Consider the following 20,215-nt stretch of genomic DNA (forward strand, 5'->3'; position numbering starts at 1 on the left):
TATTGCGGATGGCATTTTTTAGATTGTCGCTTTTCTTAATTAAGCATTTTGTAATTTTGCTTTTAATTTTTCAAGCATATCCGCCGTCATCTCGTCTAGGTCGAAGGCGGCTTTAAAGCCCCATTCCTTTTTCGCTGCCGATGCATCGATGCTGTCCGGCCAGCTGTCTGCGATTGCCTGGCGGGCAGGATCCACATCGTAGTTCATCTGAAAACCAGGAATATGCTTGCGGATGGAAGCCGCAATTTCTTCCGGTTCGAAGCTCATCGCCGTGACGTTGAATGCATTGCGGTGTTCCAGCTTGTCAGCATCCGCTTCCATCAGGTCAATAATCGCCTGAAGGGCGTCCGGCATATACATCATGTCCATATAGGTCCCTTTATCAATATACGAAGTGTAGCTTCCCTGTTCCAAAGCTTTATAGTAAATATCGACGGCATAATCAGTCGTACCGCCGCCTGGTTGTGCTACATAAGAAACTAGTCCCGGGAACCGGACGCCGCGCGTGTCGACTCCGAATTTCTGGTAATAATAATCACACAGCAATTCGCCTGCGACTTTATTGACCCCATACATCGTTGTCGGGCGCTGCAGCGTATCCTGCGGTGTATCCATCTTCGGTGTTGAAGGGCCGAATGCCCCGATCGAACTTGGTGTAAAAAATTGCATCCCGAGTTCCCTCGATGCTTCCAACGCGTTGACAAGGCCCCCCATATTCAAATTCCATGCAAGCAATGGTTTTTCTTCTGCTGTTGCAGACAATAATGCAGCCATATGCATCATCGTATCCGCTCCGAAATCCTTCGCCAGATCATGCATTTTCTGAGCATCTGTTACATCCAGAATTTCAAACGGTCCGCTTGTATCATCCGAAGGACGGATATCCGTCGCCAAAACATTTTCAGCTCCGTAAATTTCCCGTAATTCCCCCGTCAATTCCGAACCGATTTGCCCCAGTGCACCTGTAATCATAATTCGTTTCATAAAATAAACTCCTTTCAAATAAAACATATGTCCTCTGTAAAAACACAATCAAAGCTTTATAATCATTGATATAACAGCCTTCTGTATAACTTCATTATAAATTGTTCACTTAAAAAACACAATGATTATCAGAATGCCGGCATCTCCGGTTTTTGATATACTTATATAAAGCCTATCACGCAAAGGTTTACAACCGAATTTAAAATATCTTTCTATTTCTGATTGGAGGTGGACCATGAAATCCCTGCGATTGATTGTACTGTTTCTCACCGGTATGGCTGTTACATCTTTTTTAATTTCCACCGGAATACCCAGATTGCTTGTTTTTTTAATCGTGATTACTCTTTATCTGTTGGTAATGGTACTGCCGGGAATTTATGCTGTCTATTTTTCCAATTCATTGCGCCAGATTGAGCGTTATATCAAACGAAATCGCCACAAAGCGATTTTCGCTTTCCCTTATGCTCTTGGCCACGGAAGTGATCAGGATATCGAAGCTGCCATAGAACGGATTCTTGCAGCTCACAAAGATGAAACAATACAATCAGTTTACCGGACCTTGCTGGCGATTTACCGCGAACAGCCAGGAGTTGCTTCCCAGCACGCGGAGAGGATTGAACGCGAGCCAATGCGCAGCTATTATATGGCGCACGCAGCTGCATCGGCGGGCGATCTCGAACGGGCTTCAGCTATCAGTAAAGAAATCACCGAACCCTGGATGAAACATTCCATTGATGCATTGATCGCTGTTAAAAAAGAGGATGCCCGCTTTTATTCTTTAATGGAAAAAAGTGTTGAGGCTGCTCGCGGCGTACAAAAATATACATTGGAAAAAAGTTTTGAACGAATGAAGAAACCTTTAGCATAGCCTCAAAAAAAATCGCCCCACCGGCATTGTCCGGAGGGGCGATTTTACAATTAGTTAATGATGCCAAGCTCTTTTCCGACTTTTTCGTAAGTCGCAATCGCCTGATCCAGCATTTCTTTCGTATGGGCAGCCGTCGGCATGTTGCGCACGCGGCCTGTGCCTTTTGGTACTGTCGGGAAGACGATCGATTTAGCGTAGACGCCTTCTTCGAACAGGCGCTTCGAAAATTCCTGCGTTGTTTTTTCTTCACCGATGATGCAAGGCGTTATCGGCGTTTCAGAATCCCCAATATCAAAGCCCAGTTCTTTCAGGCCTTTTTTCAGGTAATCTCCATTTTCCCACAGTTTGTCATGCAATTCGGTTGAATCCATGATCATCTGTAGTGCAGCCGTAATTGCCGCGACGTCTCCAGGTGTAACCGCTGTGGAGAACAGGAATGGACGTGAACGGACTTTCAGCCAGTCAATCAAGTTTTGCTTGCCTGCTACATAACCGCCGACAACGCCGACTGCTTTTGACAAGGTTCCCATCTGCATGTCGACTTCTTTTTCAAGTCCGAAATGCTTCACAGTGCCTTTCCCTTTGCCTGTAACGCCAGATCCATGGGCATCATCGACATACGTGATCAAGTTAAATTCTTTTGCTATTTCCACGATTTCAGGAAGTTTTGCTATGTCACCATCCATTGAAAAGACGCCATCTGTAATGACCATTACTTTATTGTATTGGCCGGATTCAGTCGCTTCTTTCGCTTTTTGGCGAAGATCTTCCATATCCGAGTGTTTGAAGGCAATGATCTTTGCTTTGGACAAGCGGCAGCCGTCAATGATGGATGCGTGGTTCAATTGATCCGACAGAATCGCATCGTTTTTATCCATAACACCGGAAATCGCCGCCATATTGCAATTAAATCCTGATTGGTAAGAAATTGCTGCTTCCGTTCCTTTGAATTCCGCCAGTTTTTCTTCCAGCTTCACGTGGAGATCCAACGTGCCGTTGATGGTACGGACGGCACCAGCGCCAACGCCATATTTGTCGATTGCGTCTTTGGCTACTTGCTTCAGGTCTTCGTTTGTTGCCAGACCCAAATAATTGTTTGACGACAAATTGATTAGGTCTTTCCCGCGTACCTGGATGATCGGTCCGTTCGGTCCTTCGACTGGATCGATTTCATTATATAAACCCTGCTCTTTAAGTTCGTTGAGGTTTTCGTTCAGAAAAGCATCTAGTGTTTTTGACAATGTAATCTTCCTTTCGTTTACGTGATTCTTCCACCTTCTTATCATAACGCAATTATCACCAAAAGAAAAAGCGGACCGCAGTCCGCTTTTCAATCAATTCTTATTTTTTCCTTTGTCATTGTTATTGCCTTTGCCTTTGTTCGGGTTATCTGTTTTGTTTAATACTTCATAAGTGAATTCCTTCGCTTCACGCTCGCCATCTGCTGCAGCGTATGAAGTGATCATTTTCACATTGCCTTCGCGAAGAACCTGCTGGATATCCAGGGCTTCTTCATCCGTCACATTGTAAGGGTCAACGTGGAATACACGCTGCTTGCCATTTTTCTTCGTTTGGATGAATGTAGTTGTAAAGTCTACGTATTCACCTTTCAATTGGCCAAGTGACTGGAATGGTTCTGTAGAAGATCCATCTGCAGAGAAATCTCCAAGATTAATATTTTTGATGAACCAGCCTGTGTCGTTATAACCCCAGTCCGTCAAGTTGCGGAATGACACCAGGACGTCCTGCCCGGCATATGCTGAAAGGTCGAACGTTTCTGTTGACCAGTTCAATTTATGGCCGGTGAATCCCGGAACATTTTCTTTAATTTTTGGATATCCTTCTTCAACTACATCGGTGCGCGTGTTTTCATTTTCAAGGGAAGTCCACGTTTCGCCGTTGTCAGTGGAAACTTGCACCACCGCGTAATCCCATTGTTCTTCAATGTCATAATAATGATCGAAAGTAAGGGTCGAGTTGTCAGCCGATACAGTTGCTCCGAAGATTAGAGCCTGGTCTGCTTCATCGCCATTATCTGCATTCAGAACCTGTTCCGAAGCATCCAATGGATTCACAACCGTATTCCATTGCAATGGAAGGAAATCCACACCGTCAAATTCAAGACCGCGCACATCTTTTCCAAAGTTGAAATCTTTAAAGTCGCCGCCCCATGCCGGAACGCCTTCTTTTTCAAAAGTTAACGCTTTTTCAAAGTCCACTGTTTTGCCGCGGACTTCACCGTCAGTGCCGACCGGCAGATTCTGCAAATCGATGCTGTCGATATTATAGTCACTGCTGACTTCCGAGTTATCCAACGTCAAAGCAGTCATAAAGTTCTGATACAGTTCTGTAAATGTCAGGTCTGTGCCATAGTCCTCCAAAGTTTTGTTGACGCTCGCCATTCCCTGGCTGTCACCGTCGGTTGCCAATTCACGGATGAACTCCTGGCCGAACTTATCGTACATATAAAGTGTGAACAGGTAGACCTGCCCGTAATCTGCAATTGTTTCAGGCCCAGTAGCAGCTGTTCCATGCTCATCCCAATTCACGAGTGAGTTTTCCGGATGGTCAAGATAGAAGTTGATGGATCCTTCGCCGTGGCCATAGCCGCCCAGGTATTCAGAGAATGTGGACATCCCTTCATTCAACCATGTTTCTTCTGAAGAGTCATTGTCCGCCTGGATCAGATGCTGCAGTTCATGGATCGTCGTGCCGAAGAACGTGTTTTCCAGACGTGTTTCCCAAGAATTCGTATCGATTGTAATGATGTTGCGGTCTGTATAATTTTCAAGCGTTTGCCAGAAGAAACCGGCTACAAAGAATGGATATGATGGATTGTTCCACCCTTCATCCTGTACGTTGTCAACAAGCATGATCACTTTATCCGAACCTTCGTAATACCCTTCAGGCAGGCCGACCATCCCCGGAAGTGGTGAATTGGAACCGTCAAGCTCATCCGGAGTACCGAAGAAATCAGTTGCTACAGGATAGATATTGCCTTCGAATTCTTCTCGTAATTTATCCACCTGGCCCTGCGTTACGACATCAGCGGGTTTCGGATTATCCGGGCCATATGCCAAATCTTTTGCTACCCAAATCTCTACATTGTCTCCCACGCTGCGAAGTGTAAATTCCTTAAAGCTTAAGTTACGGTCGAGGAATAATTTCGTTCCTCCATCATATGTAAAATCCTCATCAGCTGCAGATTCACCAGGGTTTGCAGATCCATCATCCAAAGAGCCTGCTTGTGCTTTGATTTTCGCTTCCGCTTTTTTCAGAAATTCCTCGTCCTGTGAAAGTTCGTGGAGGCTTTGGTCGATATCGATTCTCTCTCCATATCGCTCAGCGTTCCAATCAACTGCAGAAGGCACAGGTTCTGTCGGTGCCGCCGTTGCTGCCGGCGCCAATAAAGATAATGTTAATGCACTTGCTGATAGTATTGAAATCCACTTGCTTTTAATCATTTATTTCTCCCCTTCCAAATTTGTCTGAATTTTTCAAACTAATAAAATATTATCATGTCAGACATTTCAAAAGAATAGGGTATATAGATTATTTCGTTTTCCGAATTATTAGGTAATAAGATTTACTTTTATTTCTATATAAGACTATTTATTACCTGCTTACCGATATATGAATATAATAAAAAACCGCCATTGAGGCGGTTTTTACTCATCATATACTATTATTCATTAACCTAGTGCCTGCTTAAGGTCTTCGATCAAATCTTCAACATCTTCAATTCCGACTGAAATCCGGACCAATCCTTCAACAATGCCGAGTTCGCCGCGGCGTTCGACAGGGATCGAAGCATGCGTCATTTGAGCCGGTACCGAAATCAGGCTTTCGACCGCTCCCAGGCTTTCTGCTAATGTGAAGTATTTCAATTTCGCCAGAAGCTCGCCCGCTTTTTCCTCGCTGCCGACGTCGAATGAAATCATGCCGCCAAAACCGGTAGCTTGCTTTTTCATCAATTCATGACCTGTGTGATCAGACAGGCCAGGATAGATGACTATGCCGACAGCTTCGTGATTTTTCAGGAATTCCGCGATCCTTTGCGCGTTGCCTCCCGTTTCTTCCATCCGGATGCCGAGCGTTTTCAATCCGCGCATTAACAACCATGAATCCTGCGGCCCTAAAATTGCGCCGACCGAGTTTTGGACAAAATGAAGATCTGTTGCCAATTCCTCAGTATTCACTACAACTAAACCTGCAACCACATCACTGTGTCCACCGATGTATTTTGTGGCAGAGTGAAGAACGATATCCGCTCCAAGTTTAATCGGGCTCTGCAAATAAGGTGTCATGAAAGTATTGTCGACAATCGTCAGTAGATCTTTCGATTTCGCGAATTTCGCAACGGCTTCAATGTCCGTCACTTTCAATAATGGATTTGTCGGTGTCTCAATGAAAATCGCTTTCGTATTTTCCTGGACTGCCGCTTCGACTTCGTCGAGATTTCCGGTATCAACAAATGTGAATTCCAGTCCGAAGCGGTTCAGGACTTTATTCATCACACGATAAGTTCCTCCGTAAACATCATCCGTCAGGATCACGTGGTCGCCTGCTGAAAATAACATCATGACGGATGAAATCGCAGCCATACCGGAACCGAATGCAAATCCGGCGTGTCCGTATTCGACGTCTGCAATCAACTCTTCAAGTGCATGGCGCGTCGGGTTGCCGGTACGTGAATATTCATAGCCTTTGAATTTGCCGACAGCTTCCTGCTTATACGTACTTACCTGATAAATCGGCGTAGATACAGCGCCAGTCGCTTCGTCTCCCACAATACCGCCGTGGATCAATCTCGTTTTGGCTCTCATCAATTTTCCTCCTCGAAGGTTCTATTATAAATATCCTGGCTCATATAACGTTCGCTGGAATCAGCAAAAATCGTGACAATATGGCTTCCTGGTTTGGCAGCTTCGGCTTCTCTTAAAGCTGCCACATATGCTGCACCGGAAGAACCGGCCACCAGCAACCCTTCCCGTTTTGCCAACTCTTTGAAAGCCGCAAATGCATCACGGTCGGTTATGGTATGGATGGCATCAAAGTAGGAAGTATCCATATAATCCGGCAGGAATTCCATGCCGATTCCTTCTGTCAGGTGCGGTCCGGAGACCCCGCCGTTCAGAATTGAACCCTCTGGCTCCACAATTACCGTCTTAATTTCCGGGTTCTGCGCTTTCAAATAACGCGATGTCCCCATAAACGTGCCGCCGGAACCTGCTCCCGCGACGAAAATATCAATCTTTCCATCAAGCGCTTCCCATAATTCAGGGCCAATCGTCCGGACATAAGTTTCCGGATTTGCGGGATTCGAAAATTGTGACGGTGAAAAAGCCTGCTCTTCTTCTGCAAGCTGCTGCGCTTTTTCAATGGCGCCTTTCATTCCTTTGTCGGTCGGGGTATTGATCACTTCCGCACCTAGTGCACGCATCAACCCTTGTTTTTCCTGGCTGAATTTCTCAGGAACGACAAATTTCACTTTATAGCCTTTGCCGATTGCGGCAATAGCAAGCCCGATGCCTGTATTTCCGGCAGTCGGCTCGATCATTGTGCCGCCCGGCTTTAACAACCCGCGGCGTTCCGCATCTTCTATTAATGACACACCCAGACGGTCTTTGACACTGCCGCCCGGATTCAAATATTCAAGTTTGGCAAAAATTCTGCAGTTGTTCGGAACATCCATATTCGTGAGTTCCAAAAGTGGAGTATTGCCAATCAATTGCTGTATGCCTGTAGCATATTTCATATCTATTCTCCTCAGACAGTTTCTTCAGCGAACACCTGGTGCCACTCGTCTTTTTTCGCCAGCATCTCACGTGCCAATTCTTTCGCGCCTTCCAGGCTATGGCTTGCCGCCCACCCGCATTGCACTTCATTGCATGCCGGTACTTCATCAGCCTTGATGACATCTTCCAATGTGTTTTCGATGATGCGCAGTACATCTTCAAAATCGTCATGGTTGATCAGTGACAAGTAGTAGCCTGTTTGGCAGCCCATTGGCCCGATGTCGATGATCTGGTCCGAATGGTTGCGGCTGTGTTCAGCCATCATATGCTCCAATGAATGAAGGCCCGGCATTTCCATATGTTCTTTGTTCGGCTGTTTGAAGCGGATATCGTATTTACGGATCGTGTCCCCATTAGCGCCTGTTTTTTCTCCAGCCAGACGCACATATGGCGCCACTACTTTTGTATGGTCAAGGTTAAAGCTTTCAACGTTCATTTTTTTCATATTAATCTTCCTCTCATCGTTTGGTTGCATCCATCAGGATGACGTACTCATTCATCGGGGTGAACTCTATATCAAATCCATTTTCTTCGAAAATCCCCTTCAATATGGGCACAGTTGTGTAATATTCGCGTTTTAAATCCTCCGCCAAATTCGAATGGCCTTTGTCTTCCTCGCAGATAATGCGCCCCAGTCTAGCTTCTTCCGATTCGAAAACAGTGTCCGCAAAAACAACTTTCCCCCCGCTGGGCAGGATCGCCGCGTAACACTGAATGGCCTCGGCTTTCTCTTCATCCGTCAAATGATGGAACGCATAACTGCTGACAAAGCTCTTCGGCGCGGCCGGCAATTCGAAATTCAGAAAATCACCATCCAGAAGCACAAGCTCCGGAAATTTCTCTTTTGCCACATTGCGCATTGCTGCATTCGGTTCAATGCCGACAACGTCATACCCGCGCTTCAGCAGCCCAGCTGTTAAATTGCCGGTGCCCGTGCCGAACTCGATGACAGGTCCTATCGCTTTATTGGAGACTGCTGATAAAATCTCCTGGTAACCTTTAAAGACTGCGGCGTATTCCGGGTCGTGACCGCTGACAGAATCGTCATAAGTATGAACCCATTCGTCGAATATCTCCACAAATTCTCTTCCCATATTTCAACTCCTGCTTTCTTCAATGTTATAATACAATAAAACCAATAGTCTTACTAGGTTTTATTTATAACACATGCTTTTGCCTTATTCAACTCACAGCTTTTATTCAAAACCAAGTTTTCTGCACAATAAAAGACCCGGTTGGCACCGGGCCTTGTGCGTTACAGTTTTAAAATTGGCGGCAGTTCTTCCTGGTGTTTCAAGATCAGCCGTTTCAGCAGCGCTTCGCATTGCAAGAGCGAAATTTGAACGATACGTCCCAGCAATAAGGCGATGATCACCGTACCGATGCCGATCGGCCCGCCGAGCAGCCAGCCTATTACCGCCACCGAAACTTCGATTGCCGTACGGATCACACTGACACTGAGACCGGTTTTGTGGACCAGGATCAGCATCAGGTCATCCCTCGGTCCCGCGCCCATTTTTGGTGCGACATACATGCCGACACCGTAGCCCATTACCACGATGCCGGCTGAGAAAATCAGGACCTGGCCAGCCATCGATTCAATATCCGGAATCAGAAAATTGAACAGGTCGATAAACAGGCCAATCGACACCATATTCAATAAGGTGCCCCATTGTGGCCATCTGCGACGGACAAGCGACGTGACACTGATCAGCACAAAGCCTGCAATAATTGCCCAAGTCCCGATGGTCAGTCCGAAATTCTGGTACAAGCCGACATGCAACACATCCCAAGGGCCAATACCGAGGCGATCGCCTTTGATGGTCATCGTGATTCCCAGGCCCAAAATCATCATGCCGACCAGAAAAAACAGCCACCGATAATACATAGAAACGCTCATTCGTCATCCTTCTCTCTTTCTGTTAAAGACTATCCGCCGGTTGGCAAACTGCATTTGCTCACCGGTTTTCCGTCAACTCAGCCAATTGTCCGCCTGTCAGCAACAGCAGGTCCTGTGGCGACAACTTTAACTGGACGCCGATTTTGCCTGCAGAAACAATAATTTCTTCGAGGTTGACTGCTTCACTGGCGATAAAAGTTGGAAACGGCTTTTTCATGCCGACCGGCGAACAGCCGCCTTTGACGTATCCTGTCAAAGATTGAATTTCCCTGACTGGGGCCATCTCAATTTTCTTCTCACCGGATACTTTTGCAGCTGATTTCAAATCCAGTTCATCGGCAACAGGGATGACGAATACATAATGCTGTTTCGAGGATCCAACAGCGACTAGGGTTTTGTACACCACTTCTTCCGGAAAGCCGATTTTAGCTGCTACGGAAATGCCATCAACCAGACCGTCTTCCGTTTCATAATGAATTATTTCATAAGGGATATTGTCTTTATCCAAAATTCTGGCTGCGTTGGTTTTGGCGGTTTTTTTACCCATGGCGGTTCTCCTTATAATGAAAACTGATTTATAGAATCAGCTTACCACCATTTTCAAAATATTTCTAATTGTCGGGGTTCATCAACTTTTTCAGCGCTTCTGCCATCGCTGTGTTCTGCGGCGGCTCGTCCTGCTGTTTCAAGTATTGATTGACATCCTTTTTGGTCGCTTTTGATTGTCCGGATTTCTTGCGTTTTTCAAATGCCGACAACTTCTCTCTGTGGCCGCATTTGCAGACGAAAATTTTGCCGTCGCCTTCGCCCTGCATTTCCAGTTTCTTGTGGCAATTCGGGCAGCGTGCATTCGTCAGCATCGCGACTTGTTTTTTATAGCCGCATTCGCGGTCCTGGCAGACGTTCATCTTGCCGCGCTTGCCGTTCACTTCCAGAAGGGGCTTGCCGCAATCCGGGCACATCTTGCCGCTGATGTTATCGTGCTTGAATTTCTTGTCGCTCTTTTTGATATCCGACACGGATTTTTCGGCAAAGACAATCATTTCTTTAATGAATGCTTCTTTCTTCAGTTGCCCTTTGGCAATTTTCGTCAGCTGCTGCTCCCAGTCGGCTGTCAGCTTCGGTGATTTCAAATCTTCCGGCACCAGTTCCAGCAATTGGCGTCCTTTTGATGTAATCGTTAAATCCTTGCCTTTTTTCTCGATCAGGAATGTATTGAACAATTTGTCAATGACGTCAGCACGTGTCGCCACCGTTCCGAGTCCTCCGGTTTCACCGAGTGTGCGGATGGATTCCTTCGATTCACCGGCCATGAACTGCGCCGGATTTTCCATTGCCCCGAGCAATGTTCCTTCATTGAAGAAAGCGGGCGGCTTCGTTTTGCCTTCGGTCAGGGAGATGCCTTTGATCTTCAGCGTCTGCCCTTTATCAAATTTCGGCAAGGTTGTGTCCTTGTCTTCGTCGTCCTCCAGATAAATCCGTTTCCAGCCTTCATTGCGCACCGTATTGCCTTTCGCCTGGAAGGTCTCACCTCCTGCGTTCAGCTTAACGGTCGTCTGGTCGTACTCGTATTGCGGATAGAATACCGCCAGGAAACGCTTGACGATCATATCGTATAATTTATGTTCCTTATCGGACAGCTCATGCAGCGGCGGATTTTCCTCTGTTGGAATTATGGCGTGGTGATCGGATACTTTCGCGTCATCGATGACCCCTTTATGCGCCGCCACCGGCGATTTCAGGATCGTCGCGGCAAGTGGGCGGTAAGGGCCCGTCTGCACCGCTTTGATGCGGTCTTTCAGCGTGTCTTTCATATCGGACGTCAGATGCTTCGAGTCCGTCCGCGGGTAAGTCACGATTTTATAGCGCTCGTACAGGTTCTGCAGCGTGTTGAGCGTCTCTTTCGCCGACCAGCTGTAGCGTTTGTACGCTTCTTTTTGAAGTTCGGTCAAGTCGAATAAAGGCGGTGCCGGCTGTTTCTTCGGCGTGATTTTAATGTCCGTGACGGTTCCTTCATGCGTTTGGTCCAGCTTCGCGAATAAAGCATCAATCTTAGCCTTATCGAACGACTGTGTCGAATTTCCGTCCGTCCACGTGAACGCGGCTTGATCCGTAATCGCCTGCATGCCGTAGTAAGGCTTGGGCTGGAAATTCCGGATCTGCTGCTCGCGTTCCGCAATCATCGCAAGCGTAGGCGTCTGGACGCGGCCCGTCGATAATTGCGCATTGTATTTTACTGTGAGTGCACGTGTCGCGTTGATGCCGACGACCCAGTCAGCCTCGGCGCGCGCCACTGCCGCCTGGTACAGATTTTCGTAGGCTTTGCCGTCTTTCAGATTATTGAAGCCGTCTTTGATCGCTTTATCGGTGACCGACGAAATCCACAGCCGTTTGATCGGCTTTTTGATATTCGTCTTCTCCAGAATCCAGCGCGCCACAAGTTCCCCTTCGCGCCCGGCATCTGTCGCGATGATGACTTCTTTCACATCGCCGCGGTTCAGCTGCGCTTTTACTGCGTTATATTGTTTCATCGATTGCTTGATTGGCATGAGCTTGAACGGTTTCGGGATGATCGGCAGATTCTCCATTTTCCATTCCTTGAAGTCGTTGTCGTATTGCTCCGGCTGCGCATGCGTCACCAAATGGCCAAGCGCCCATGTGACGATATACTGCTTCCCTTCAAAGAAGCCATTGCCCTTCTGGCTGCATCCGAGTACACGCGCAATGTCGCGCCCCACTGATGGCTTTTCCGCTATTACTACTGATTTCATAATTATTCACCCTCATTTCTCATTTGATTATTATAACATCTTCCGCTTTGGAAGGCAGTTGGCGAGTAAGAACTGCTGCTGAAATCAAACTATCAGAATCTTCTTGCTGACGATGTAAAAGAAGCGTATATTTTATTTATTATAGAAAGGAGTTGACCGATTGATCCTGAAACAGCGCTTCGAACCACCTGAAATCAGGCAGCTCCAAAATTTGCTGCAACGTGTGCCCAGTGTCCATCCCCTATTTCCCCAATGGACCGAAAAACTTCGGAGAATGTCCGCCGGCTTCCACGGCGAACTTCGTGTTGATACCCTATGGCAGGAAATTCCGATTGAGGGTCCCCATTTCTTTCTGCATGATCTGTTCATCCTGAAACCATCTGCTTCACATCAGATCGACACCCTGCTCGTCACAAGCCGCTTCATACTTTTACTCGAAATTAAAAGCATTGCAGGCCGGCTGGATTTCGATCCTCAGCTCAGGCAATTTTCCCGCACCAACAAAGACGGCACTGTCGACGGCATGAGAAATCCGGATGATCAGTTGCGTCGCCACGAGAAATGGGTGCAGAATTTTTTGGCGGAGTATAAAGTTTCGCTTCCTGTCATCGGCGCAATTGTGTTCACGTATCCCTCGTCCATAGTGAAGAGCCGGCCCGCGAATCGCATCATTATCCAGGCTTCGGGATTGCCTTATTTGGTCGATCAGCTTCTAGCGAAATATCCTGTAGATTTATTGTCCACACGCAAGACGCGCCAGCTCGCGAGTCGACTTTTAGAGATGCATTCGGAGAGGGCGTTGCGTGATTTGGATGTGCCGGTCGAGTTAAGGAAAGGTGTGCTTTGTGGAAAATGCCCTGGATCTATAATGACATATCATTATAAAAAATGGACATGTCCAAATTGTTCATTGGTTGAACCCAGTGCCTACCTTCGAACACTTGAACAGTATCGGATGTTAATCAAGCCGTTCATAAGCAGCCGGGAATTCAGAGATTTCACCGGCATCGAGTCAGTTTCTATTGCTTCCAAACTTCTGAAAGAATCGAAAATGACTTTTCAGGGAAGTTTCAAGGACCGCGTTTACCTGATTCCCGAGTCATTTGATACTCCGGATAGTATTTGATCCGATCCGGATAGTATTTTGTAAATGCGGATAGTATTTAGCCTGCTCCGGATAGTATTTTTAATCTACGGACAGTAAGCTCTTTTACTGGAAATGAAATATAATTAGTTGGAAAATTTTAGCAACATGTCACTCTTCTCACTATCGATTCTCAACATTTCAACCCAATAACACTTCAAAACCCTATTCGCCAACCAATCACTTCTCCAAACGACCAAATCGCCAAAAAAACAGCCTGTTCTCGGCCAATAGAAGCAATTCAAACCACAGAATTGAAAAAATCTTCGCAAATGCGAAGATTTCCTTAAGAGAAGGGCATTCTCGCTCCGTGAAAACGCCCGCTGTGGTCGCAGACCTTAGGTTTTTCGCTTTTCGCACGTATTTAAGCGAAAAGCATCCATTTTTCTTTTGAATTCCTGTTTGGCATGGCCGCTTGACAGCCGACTACTCTCTACTCAAAACAAAAAACCTCCCGCGGGAGGTTTTTCTCGTTTCATCAATCTCAGTGTTTGTCCAAAGTTTCCTTCGATAGATGCGTGCTCATTTCGGCGTATTGCACGAAAACGCGTGCCAGCTCGCGAAGGCGGTCGTGGACATCTTCATTGATGATATTATTGTCGATATCAAAATGGCTGGTGTGCGTGTACACATAGTTCGGTGTCACGAGGCAGCGGAAATAATCGAGAATCGGTTTGAGCTGATTTTCGATGACCAGGTGATGCTGGTACGTGCCGCCGTTTGCCACGATCGATACCGGTTTGTAGCGCATTGTATGCGGATGGAGCAAATCGAATGTATTTTTCAGGACACCGGGTATGGAACCCTGGAATATTGGCGAAGCAATGATGTAGCCATCCGCCTCGTTAAAGCGATGAGCCAGATCCTGCATGCTGTCGTTATATTCACCGAGAGGGCGGCCGTCGACGAATTGATGGTCGTAATCGGCCAGGCTCAGGATATCGAGCTCCATTTCAGGCCGGAATTCCTGGATATACATTTTGACCTGTTCCAACACTGCACCTGTTTTTCTTCCCACAATGGTGCCGTCCACTAATAAAATCTTCATAAAACTGTTCCTCCTCGAGTCCGTATATGCTGGGCAGCCTGGCTGCCTTTAAATGTTTTCCTATGCCGATCCGGTTAAAAGACCTTTTACCGGACGCGACTTTATTCCATCATAACAAACAGCGCATGCGGATACGCATCGAAATACCTTATGAAATCCAGATTTCATTCTTTTGACTGAGACGTCGTGAACTTGGCGCGTTTGTTCTGGAGGCGTTCCTGGATGCGATCTGATTGGTTTGATGGTGAAGTGAAGCTGACAATCGTATCGCCCAGTTTCGGTTCCGGAATACTGCCGGTTGTGAAGAAATCGATTTTCCCCTGTTCCCGTTGGATGTACAGCAGGATGGTATCGGCTCTCCAGTTGTTTTTATATTCTTCGTATGTGTATTGTTCGGTCAATTGCGTTTTGCGGATTTTATAACCTTCTTCCGCTTTCTTATCCAACTCATGGATATTCCATTCATTGCCGAACAGCATCCGGCCTCTCAATGAAGCATGGAAATCCGCTGGATCGCCCTGATGGATTGCTGTCTGGTAAAGATTTTCCCGGCCGAATTCCGGCACATAATTATTTACGACCAGGGCGTTATAGGAATCGATCTCTCCTGCCAGAAGCATCGTTTCATAAGGAGTGAAGTCCATTTCGTATTCGGTATGTTCGGAAAGAACCTCACCGGTAAAAGTTTTCAATCCGGCAAGTCTCGCGGGCTGCAGACGTCCCCAGGAAGGGTCCATGATCAGCACGTTTTTATTGTTTTCGGACAGCGCTTCGCCAAGCTTGATGACAAAGCGGCCGACTCCAACGATGATGATTCCGGGTTGATCGCCGGTGGACAGCCCAAGTTTCCGGCCAACCCAGCCGATTGTAAAGCCATGGGCGACAACTGTCGAGAACACGAGCGCGAATGTCAGCGCCGTTAACAGTTCAGCATCTTCAAACCCGGCTTCCAGCAAGACGCCGGCAAAATAACCAGAAACTGTCAATGCCACAATGCCCCGCGGGGCGATCCAGCCGATGAGTGTTTTCTCCTGCCATGTCAGATCAGTGCGGATCGTCGCCAGCCAGATGGACAAAGGCCGCACCACGAACAAGGTCGCCAGCACAAAGGCAATAATGCGCCAATTGAAGATTTCAATCAGGACGTCCAGGCTTAATGATGCGGTAAGCATGACGAAAATACTCGAAATCAGCAGCACCGAAATGTTCTCCTTGAAATGCCGCATATCGTTAATGGAAGCAATGTGCATATTCGCCATGACCATCCCCATTGCAGTGACTGCGAGCAACCCGGTTTCGTGCATGACAATATCCGACAGCACAAAGGTCAGCAGCACAACGCCGAAAACAATCGGCGCCTTGAGGAATTCCGGCACCTGGCCGTTTTCGAACAGCCAGCCGAGCAGCCAGCCGACTCCCGCTCCGAGCGCCACAGCAAACAGGGACGCCAGGAAGAACAGGCCGAACGCACCGGCAGTTTCATCGCCGATCGCAAACAGCACAAATTGGAACGCGAATAAAGCCAGCAACGCACCGAAAGGATCGACCACGATACCTTCCCATTTCAGGATTGCTGCCGGACGGGCTTTCAATTTCGCCTGACGCAGCAAAGGAAGGATGACAGTCGGACCGGTGACGATGAACAAGCCGCCAATGACGAAAGCGACTGCCCACGACAAACCGGCTATATAATGTGCAGCAAGTGAACCTGTGATCCAGGCGATGAATGCACCGATTGTGACAATTCGCAGAACCGGTTTATTGAACCCCCGGATTTCCTTGAAATTCAAATTCAAACTTCCTTCAAACAGGATGATTGCAACAGCCAGTGAGATGAACGGGCTGAACAATTCCCCAAAACTTTCTCCAGGATCAATAACCCCTAAAAACGGGCCGACGATCAGGCCTGCAATGGACATCAGGACAATAGCAGGAAAACGAAAGCGCCAAGCCAGCCATTGCGAAACGACGCCGAGGAAGATGATTAACATGAGATCAAATAATAAAGTATCGATAAGCTTTCGCCCCTTCTTTAAATCTATTTTCATATTATACGTTTTTTATTCCTTCAATTAAAAGCGGTATGCCAGGCGAAATGATTTTAATTTCATGAAAATATGCTATAATGAAGGAAAAATGCGGGTGATTATGTGAACAGGCAGGAAATTGAAAATGAAATCGCTGAATTGAAGATGGATTATGTGCGCCATCAAGGCGACATCGAAAAACTGGAAACGACCGGACACGCCAAAATGGTGGAGAAGGCGGAACAGCGGCTCGAACGAATGGAACAACAACTGGCGGAATTGAACCAAAAACTCGCGGCTTTGTAACCGCGGTTTTTTTTTGAGTGTTTTCCTGTAAACGAACCCTGCTCCAGCCACGGAAACAGACAGCCGATCAGCATATCGAATATTATACACGGTCACGAAAAGACCGGGCTATACAGCTATAAATGGAGGAATTACTTACATGAGTTTATTGACAGTAGAAAATTTAAGCCACACATTCGGCGACCGGACATTGTTCAACAACGTGTCTTTCCGCTTGGTTGAAGGCGAACACGTTGGCCTTGTCGGCGCAAATGGTGTCGGCAAATCGACAATGATGAATATTTTGACAGGCAAACTGATCCACGATGAAGGCCGCGTGGAATGGCAGCCGAGAACGCATTACGGCTATCTCGATCAGCATACCCAATTGCAGCCGGGGCGGACAATCCGTGAAACCTTGCAGGATGCTTTTCTAAAGCTTTATAAGAAAGAAGAAGAATTAAATGAAATCGCCATGAAGATGGGCGATCCGGATGCCGATCTTGAGGCATTGATGGAAGAGATGGCGGAAGCGCAGGATGCGCTGGATGCCGGGGACTTCTATACGCTTGATGGGAAGATTGAAGAAATTGCCCGCGGCCTTGGACTTGACGCTATCGGACTCGAACGCCCGGTTGAAGCCTTATCCGGCGGTCAGCGGACGAAATTATTGCTTGCGAAGCTGCTTTTAGAGAAACCGACAGTGCTGCTGCTCGATGAGCCGACAAACTATCTGGATGAAGAGCATATCCAATGGCTCGTCAATTACCTGAAGAATTATCCCTATGCGTTCCTTTTGATATCGCATGATACGGAATTTATGAGTTCGGTGACAGATGTCATCTTCCACATGGAATTCTCCCGTCTGTCCCGCTATACGGCATCTTACGAGAAGTTCGTCGAGCTTGCGGAATTTGCCAAGAAGCAGCATCTGGATGCTTATGAAAGACAAGAGGATATGATCAAGAAGACTGAAACTTTCATTGCCAAAAACAAAGCACGTGCCTCAACAACCGGACGTGCCAAATCACGCCAAAAACAGCTTGACCGTATGGACCGCATCGACAAGCCGGAAGTTGCGGCAAAACCGCAATTCGCATTCAAGGAAACGCGCAGCCCAAGCCGCTATGTAGTGGAAGCGGAAGCGTTGTCGATCGGCTACGACAAGCCCCTATTGCCGCCGTTGTCATTTATGATTGAACGCGGTGAAAAGATTGCACTTGTTGGCATGAACGGTGTCGGAAAATCAACGCTGTTGAAAACAATGCTCGGTAAAATTAAAGCGCTCGACGGAGAAGTGATTCGTGGCGAATATTTGACGCCAAGCTATTTTGAACAGGAAGCCAAAGCGCCGAGCCATACACCACTTGATGAAATATGGGCGGCTTACCCAAGCATGGACCAGGGCCAGGTGCGCGGGGCACTTGCTCGTACCGGCTTGAAAAACGAACACATTTCCCGTTCAATGACTCAATTGAGCGGCGGGGAGCAGGCGAAAGTTCGCCTGTGCAAACTGATGCTTGAAGAAAGCAATTGGCTGCTGTTCGATGAGCCGACCAATCACCTCGATATTGATGCAAAAGCGGAGCTGAAACGCGCGATGCAGGCCTACAAAGGTACAATCGTACTGGTCAGCCACGAACCTGAATTTTATGAAGGCCTTGCCACAAAAGTTTGGGATGTCGAAGAATGGATTACATCCGGCCAGGAGCCGCAAATCAAATAAAATGGTAAAAGAGCTCTTCCCGATTTTGGGAAGAGCTCTTTTTTAGTATGTGGTTAATTTGAAGATTTTTTGGAATCCGTAAATCCCCCGCTGCCAGAATGTGAAGTCATCCTGATAAGCATCAGTTTCAAGGGTATAAAGTGCATCTTCGTTATTCCATATACGATCAAAATAATCATCCATCTCAACCACAAGTTCACTATCATTCGGTGCGATGATCCGGATGTTGCTTTCAAGATTGTAATTTTGGAAAGCGCGTTCCGTATAATTGGTGGAACCACCCGAAATATAACTCTCTTCGGCGGTATTGATCATGATCGATTTGGTATGGAATTGGCCGACCACGGCATTATACCAGCGCACCTCAATCCGATCATCCGTTTCCGCGAGCATTTCATGGACTGCCGGGCGATTGGGCAAGCCGGTTTTCTCTGTCCCGAACGCATTCTTGTTCGGATCAAGCACCATTCTCACCTTGACACCCCGGTTAACTGCATCAGTCAGCGCATCCATTACATCACCTTCAGCTATATAGAACATAGCCAGATGGATACTGTCGCCTTCTTCAGTCTTTTCGATGTCCGTCAATAAGGTATCAAGCACTTTCTTTTCTGTCACGTACTGCACTTGATAGTCTCCCTGTTGCTCCTGTGCATCGATTCGCGGAAAATCAGGGCCACCGGAAAATTTCGAAACTGCTTCTTCCGATTCCAGGATATCATTTAACACCGGACCGCTTACTTTAAAGGCCATATTGCCGTGCAGGCCACTGGCGTTATGCGGGTTGGCGGAACTGATAATCGCCTCTTTTTCCGTAATAACCGCTTTGCGGTGATTCGCTTTAATATTCATCATTTTAAGATACGACGAAATAGTCAGGTCAGGCGCATCACTCGACATGCCATTCGGCAGCCAGCCTTTTCCACCTGCATCAAACCACTGAAATACGACCCGGTACAGCCCTGAATATAGAGGTGTGGAATCACGCAGCTCGTCCAGATCCGTCACAATCACTTCAATGCCTTCATCCTCCATCGTGCCGAGCAGCTGACTTTCATAAGACCCATAGCCAAAATTCAGCGGATCCGTTATGAAATAAATCGGAAAATCAGGATCTTTCTCTTTTTTTGCCAATAGTTTATTGGTCAGCATTTCCGCAACGGCAGGAAAATCAATTTCCTGATCCGAGTAGTTATCAAACAGGAACAGATCTATGACAATAAATTCCTCAGCTTGCTCAATCATTTCATATATTTCTTCAAATATTCGCAGCTCATGTTCCAGATTTGCACCTTTTTCATTTTGGGCAAAAGACAGATCATAGATCATTTCAACATCTTCCACCTGATGGAGTTCCCCTGCGTATTGGAGTCCCTCAGGCAATGGTTTAAACGTATGCCAGACTATGACCCCGATATACATCATAGCGAGTACGCCGAGCATGCCCATTATAATTCTTTTACGCCTGCTCCAGCCGCGCACTCTTTTTTTCATCTTTATATCCCCCTCATCTGTATATATTCTACTTTAATTGCAGGAAAATTTCTTTAAAATATTTCCATGAGTAAATTTCATAATTCCGAGACCTTGCGGCTCTAGGTGTGTAACGGCATGAAAATAGAGCACCTCCCCAAATCCTGTATAATGGTAGTCACCACAACAAC

Annotated in this window: 17 protein-coding genes; 4 read left to right on the top strand and 13 right to left on the bottom strand. The window is 46.9% G+C overall.

The window, feature by feature from the left end:
• Positions 1–39: 39 nt before the first annotated feature.
• A complete protein-coding gene (locus ACFQ1X_RS16155) occupies positions 40–984 on the bottom strand; it encodes an L-threonine 3-dehydrogenase (protein WP_144841294.1) in 945 nt (314 codons plus the stop codon).
• 235 nt (positions 985–1,219) lie between these two features.
• Between ACFQ1X_RS16155 and ACFQ1X_RS16160 the strand changes: the two genes are divergently transcribed.
• Entirely contained in the window at positions 1,220–1,852 is a 633-nt protein-coding gene (locus ACFQ1X_RS16160; RefSeq protein WP_144841293.1) for a hypothetical protein, read from the top strand.
• 50 nt (positions 1,853–1,902) lie between these two features.
• Here the strand turns inward: ACFQ1X_RS16160 and ACFQ1X_RS16165 are convergent, their stop codons facing one another.
• The 9 genes from ACFQ1X_RS16165 to ACFQ1X_RS16205 form a co-directional block, all read right to left on the bottom strand.
• Positions 1,903–3,093 (bottom strand): glycine C-acetyltransferase, encoded by a 1,191-nt coding sequence (locus ACFQ1X_RS16165; protein ID WP_144841292.1) that lies wholly within the window; start codon positions 3,091–3,093, stop codon positions 1,903–1,905.
• Between the two features lie 93 nt (positions 3,094–3,186).
• Complete coding sequence (locus ACFQ1X_RS16170; protein ID WP_144841291.1) at positions 3,187–5,316, bottom strand: immune inhibitor A domain-containing protein; 2,130 nt, start codon at positions 5,314–5,316, stop codon at positions 3,187–3,189.
• Positions 5,317–5,544: 228 nt separating this feature from the next.
• On the bottom strand, positions 5,545–6,678 hold the full coding sequence (locus ACFQ1X_RS16175; RefSeq protein WP_144841290.1) for a bifunctional cystathionine gamma-lyase/homocysteine desulfhydrase: 1,134 nt from the start codon (positions 6,676–6,678) through the stop codon (positions 5,545–5,547).
• A complete protein-coding gene (locus ACFQ1X_RS16180; RefSeq protein WP_144841289.1) occupies positions 6,678–7,610 on the bottom strand; it encodes a PLP-dependent cysteine synthase family protein in 933 nt (310 codons plus the stop codon). The genes ACFQ1X_RS16175 and ACFQ1X_RS16180 overlap by 1 nt, the downstream gene beginning before the upstream one ends.
• An 11-nt stretch (positions 7,611–7,621) precedes the next feature.
• Positions 7,622–8,095, bottom strand: a complete 474-nt coding sequence (locus tag ACFQ1X_RS16185) for an S-ribosylhomocysteine lyase (RefSeq protein ID WP_144841288.1) — start codon at positions 8,093–8,095, stop codon at positions 7,622–7,624.
• Positions 8,096–8,108: 13 nt separating this feature from the next.
• Positions 8,109–8,744, bottom strand: coding sequence for a class I SAM-dependent methyltransferase (locus tag ACFQ1X_RS16190; protein WP_144841287.1), 636 nt, complete (start codon positions 8,742–8,744; stop codon positions 8,109–8,111).
• A 161-nt stretch (positions 8,745–8,905) separates the two neighbouring features.
• A complete protein-coding gene (locus tag ACFQ1X_RS16195) occupies positions 8,906–9,550 on the bottom strand; it encodes a YczE/YyaS/YitT family protein (RefSeq protein ID WP_144841286.1) in 645 nt (214 codons plus the stop codon).
• A gap of 58 nt (positions 9,551–9,608) precedes the next feature.
• Positions 9,609–10,097 carry a Cys-tRNA(Pro) deacylase gene (gene ybaK / locus ACFQ1X_RS16200; RefSeq protein ID WP_144841285.1) on the bottom strand — a complete coding sequence of 163 codons (489 nt, stop codon included), beginning with the start codon at positions 10,095–10,097 and terminating at the stop codon, positions 9,609–9,611.
• A 64-nt stretch (positions 10,098–10,161) separates the two neighbouring features.
• Positions 10,162–12,321: a DNA topoisomerase III gene (locus tag ACFQ1X_RS16205; protein WP_144841284.1), complete on the bottom strand. Its 2,160-nt coding sequence runs from the start codon at positions 12,319–12,321 to the stop codon at positions 10,162–10,164.
• 160 nt (positions 12,322–12,481) lie between these two features.
• On the opposite strand from ACFQ1X_RS16205, the gene ACFQ1X_RS16210 reads away from it, so the two are divergent.
• Complete coding sequence (locus ACFQ1X_RS16210; RefSeq protein ID WP_144841283.1) at positions 12,482–13,447, top strand: nuclease-related domain-containing protein; 966 nt, start codon at positions 12,482–12,484, stop codon at positions 13,445–13,447.
• A 502-nt stretch (positions 13,448–13,949) separates the two neighbouring features.
• On the opposite strand, the gene ACFQ1X_RS16215 is transcribed toward ACFQ1X_RS16210, so the two are convergent.
• Complete coding sequence (locus ACFQ1X_RS16215; RefSeq protein WP_144841282.1) at positions 13,950–14,513, bottom strand: NADPH-dependent FMN reductase; 564 nt, start codon at positions 14,511–14,513, stop codon at positions 13,950–13,952.
• 164 nt (positions 14,514–14,677) lie between these two features.
• The gene (locus ACFQ1X_RS16220; RefSeq protein ID WP_379083398.1) at positions 14,678–16,561 is read right to left on the bottom strand and encodes a cation:proton antiporter; all 1,884 of its coding nucleotides are present in this window, start codon (positions 16,559–16,561) and stop codon (positions 14,678–14,680) included.
• A gap of 102 nt (positions 16,562–16,663) precedes the next feature.
• Here ACFQ1X_RS16220 and ACFQ1X_RS16225 point away from each other — a divergent pair, with 102 nt between their 5' ends.
• Together ACFQ1X_RS16225 and ACFQ1X_RS16230 are read left to right on the top strand one after the other, a co-directional pair.
• Positions 16,664–16,846 (top strand): SE1832 family protein, encoded by a 183-nt coding sequence (locus tag ACFQ1X_RS16225; RefSeq protein ID WP_144841281.1) that lies wholly within the window; start codon positions 16,664–16,666, stop codon positions 16,844–16,846.
• 139 nt (positions 16,847–16,985) lie between these two features.
• Positions 16,986–18,551, top strand: coding sequence for an ABC-F family ATP-binding cassette domain-containing protein (locus tag ACFQ1X_RS16230; RefSeq protein ID WP_144841280.1), 1,566 nt, complete (start codon positions 16,986–16,988; stop codon positions 18,549–18,551).
• A gap of 42 nt (positions 18,552–18,593) precedes the next feature.
• Here the strand turns inward: ACFQ1X_RS16230 and ACFQ1X_RS16235 are convergent, their stop codons facing one another.
• Positions 18,594–20,045 carry a phospholipase D-like domain-containing protein gene (locus ACFQ1X_RS16235; RefSeq protein ID WP_379083401.1) on the bottom strand — a complete coding sequence of 484 codons (1,452 nt, stop codon included), beginning with the start codon at positions 20,043–20,045 and terminating at the stop codon, positions 18,594–18,596.
• Positions 20,046–20,215 lie beyond the last annotated feature (170 nt).

This window comes from Metaplanococcus flavidus (assembly GCF_042675885.1).
Classification (GTDB): Bacteria; Bacillota; Bacilli; order Bacillales_A; family Planococcaceae; genus Planococcus; species Planococcus flavidus.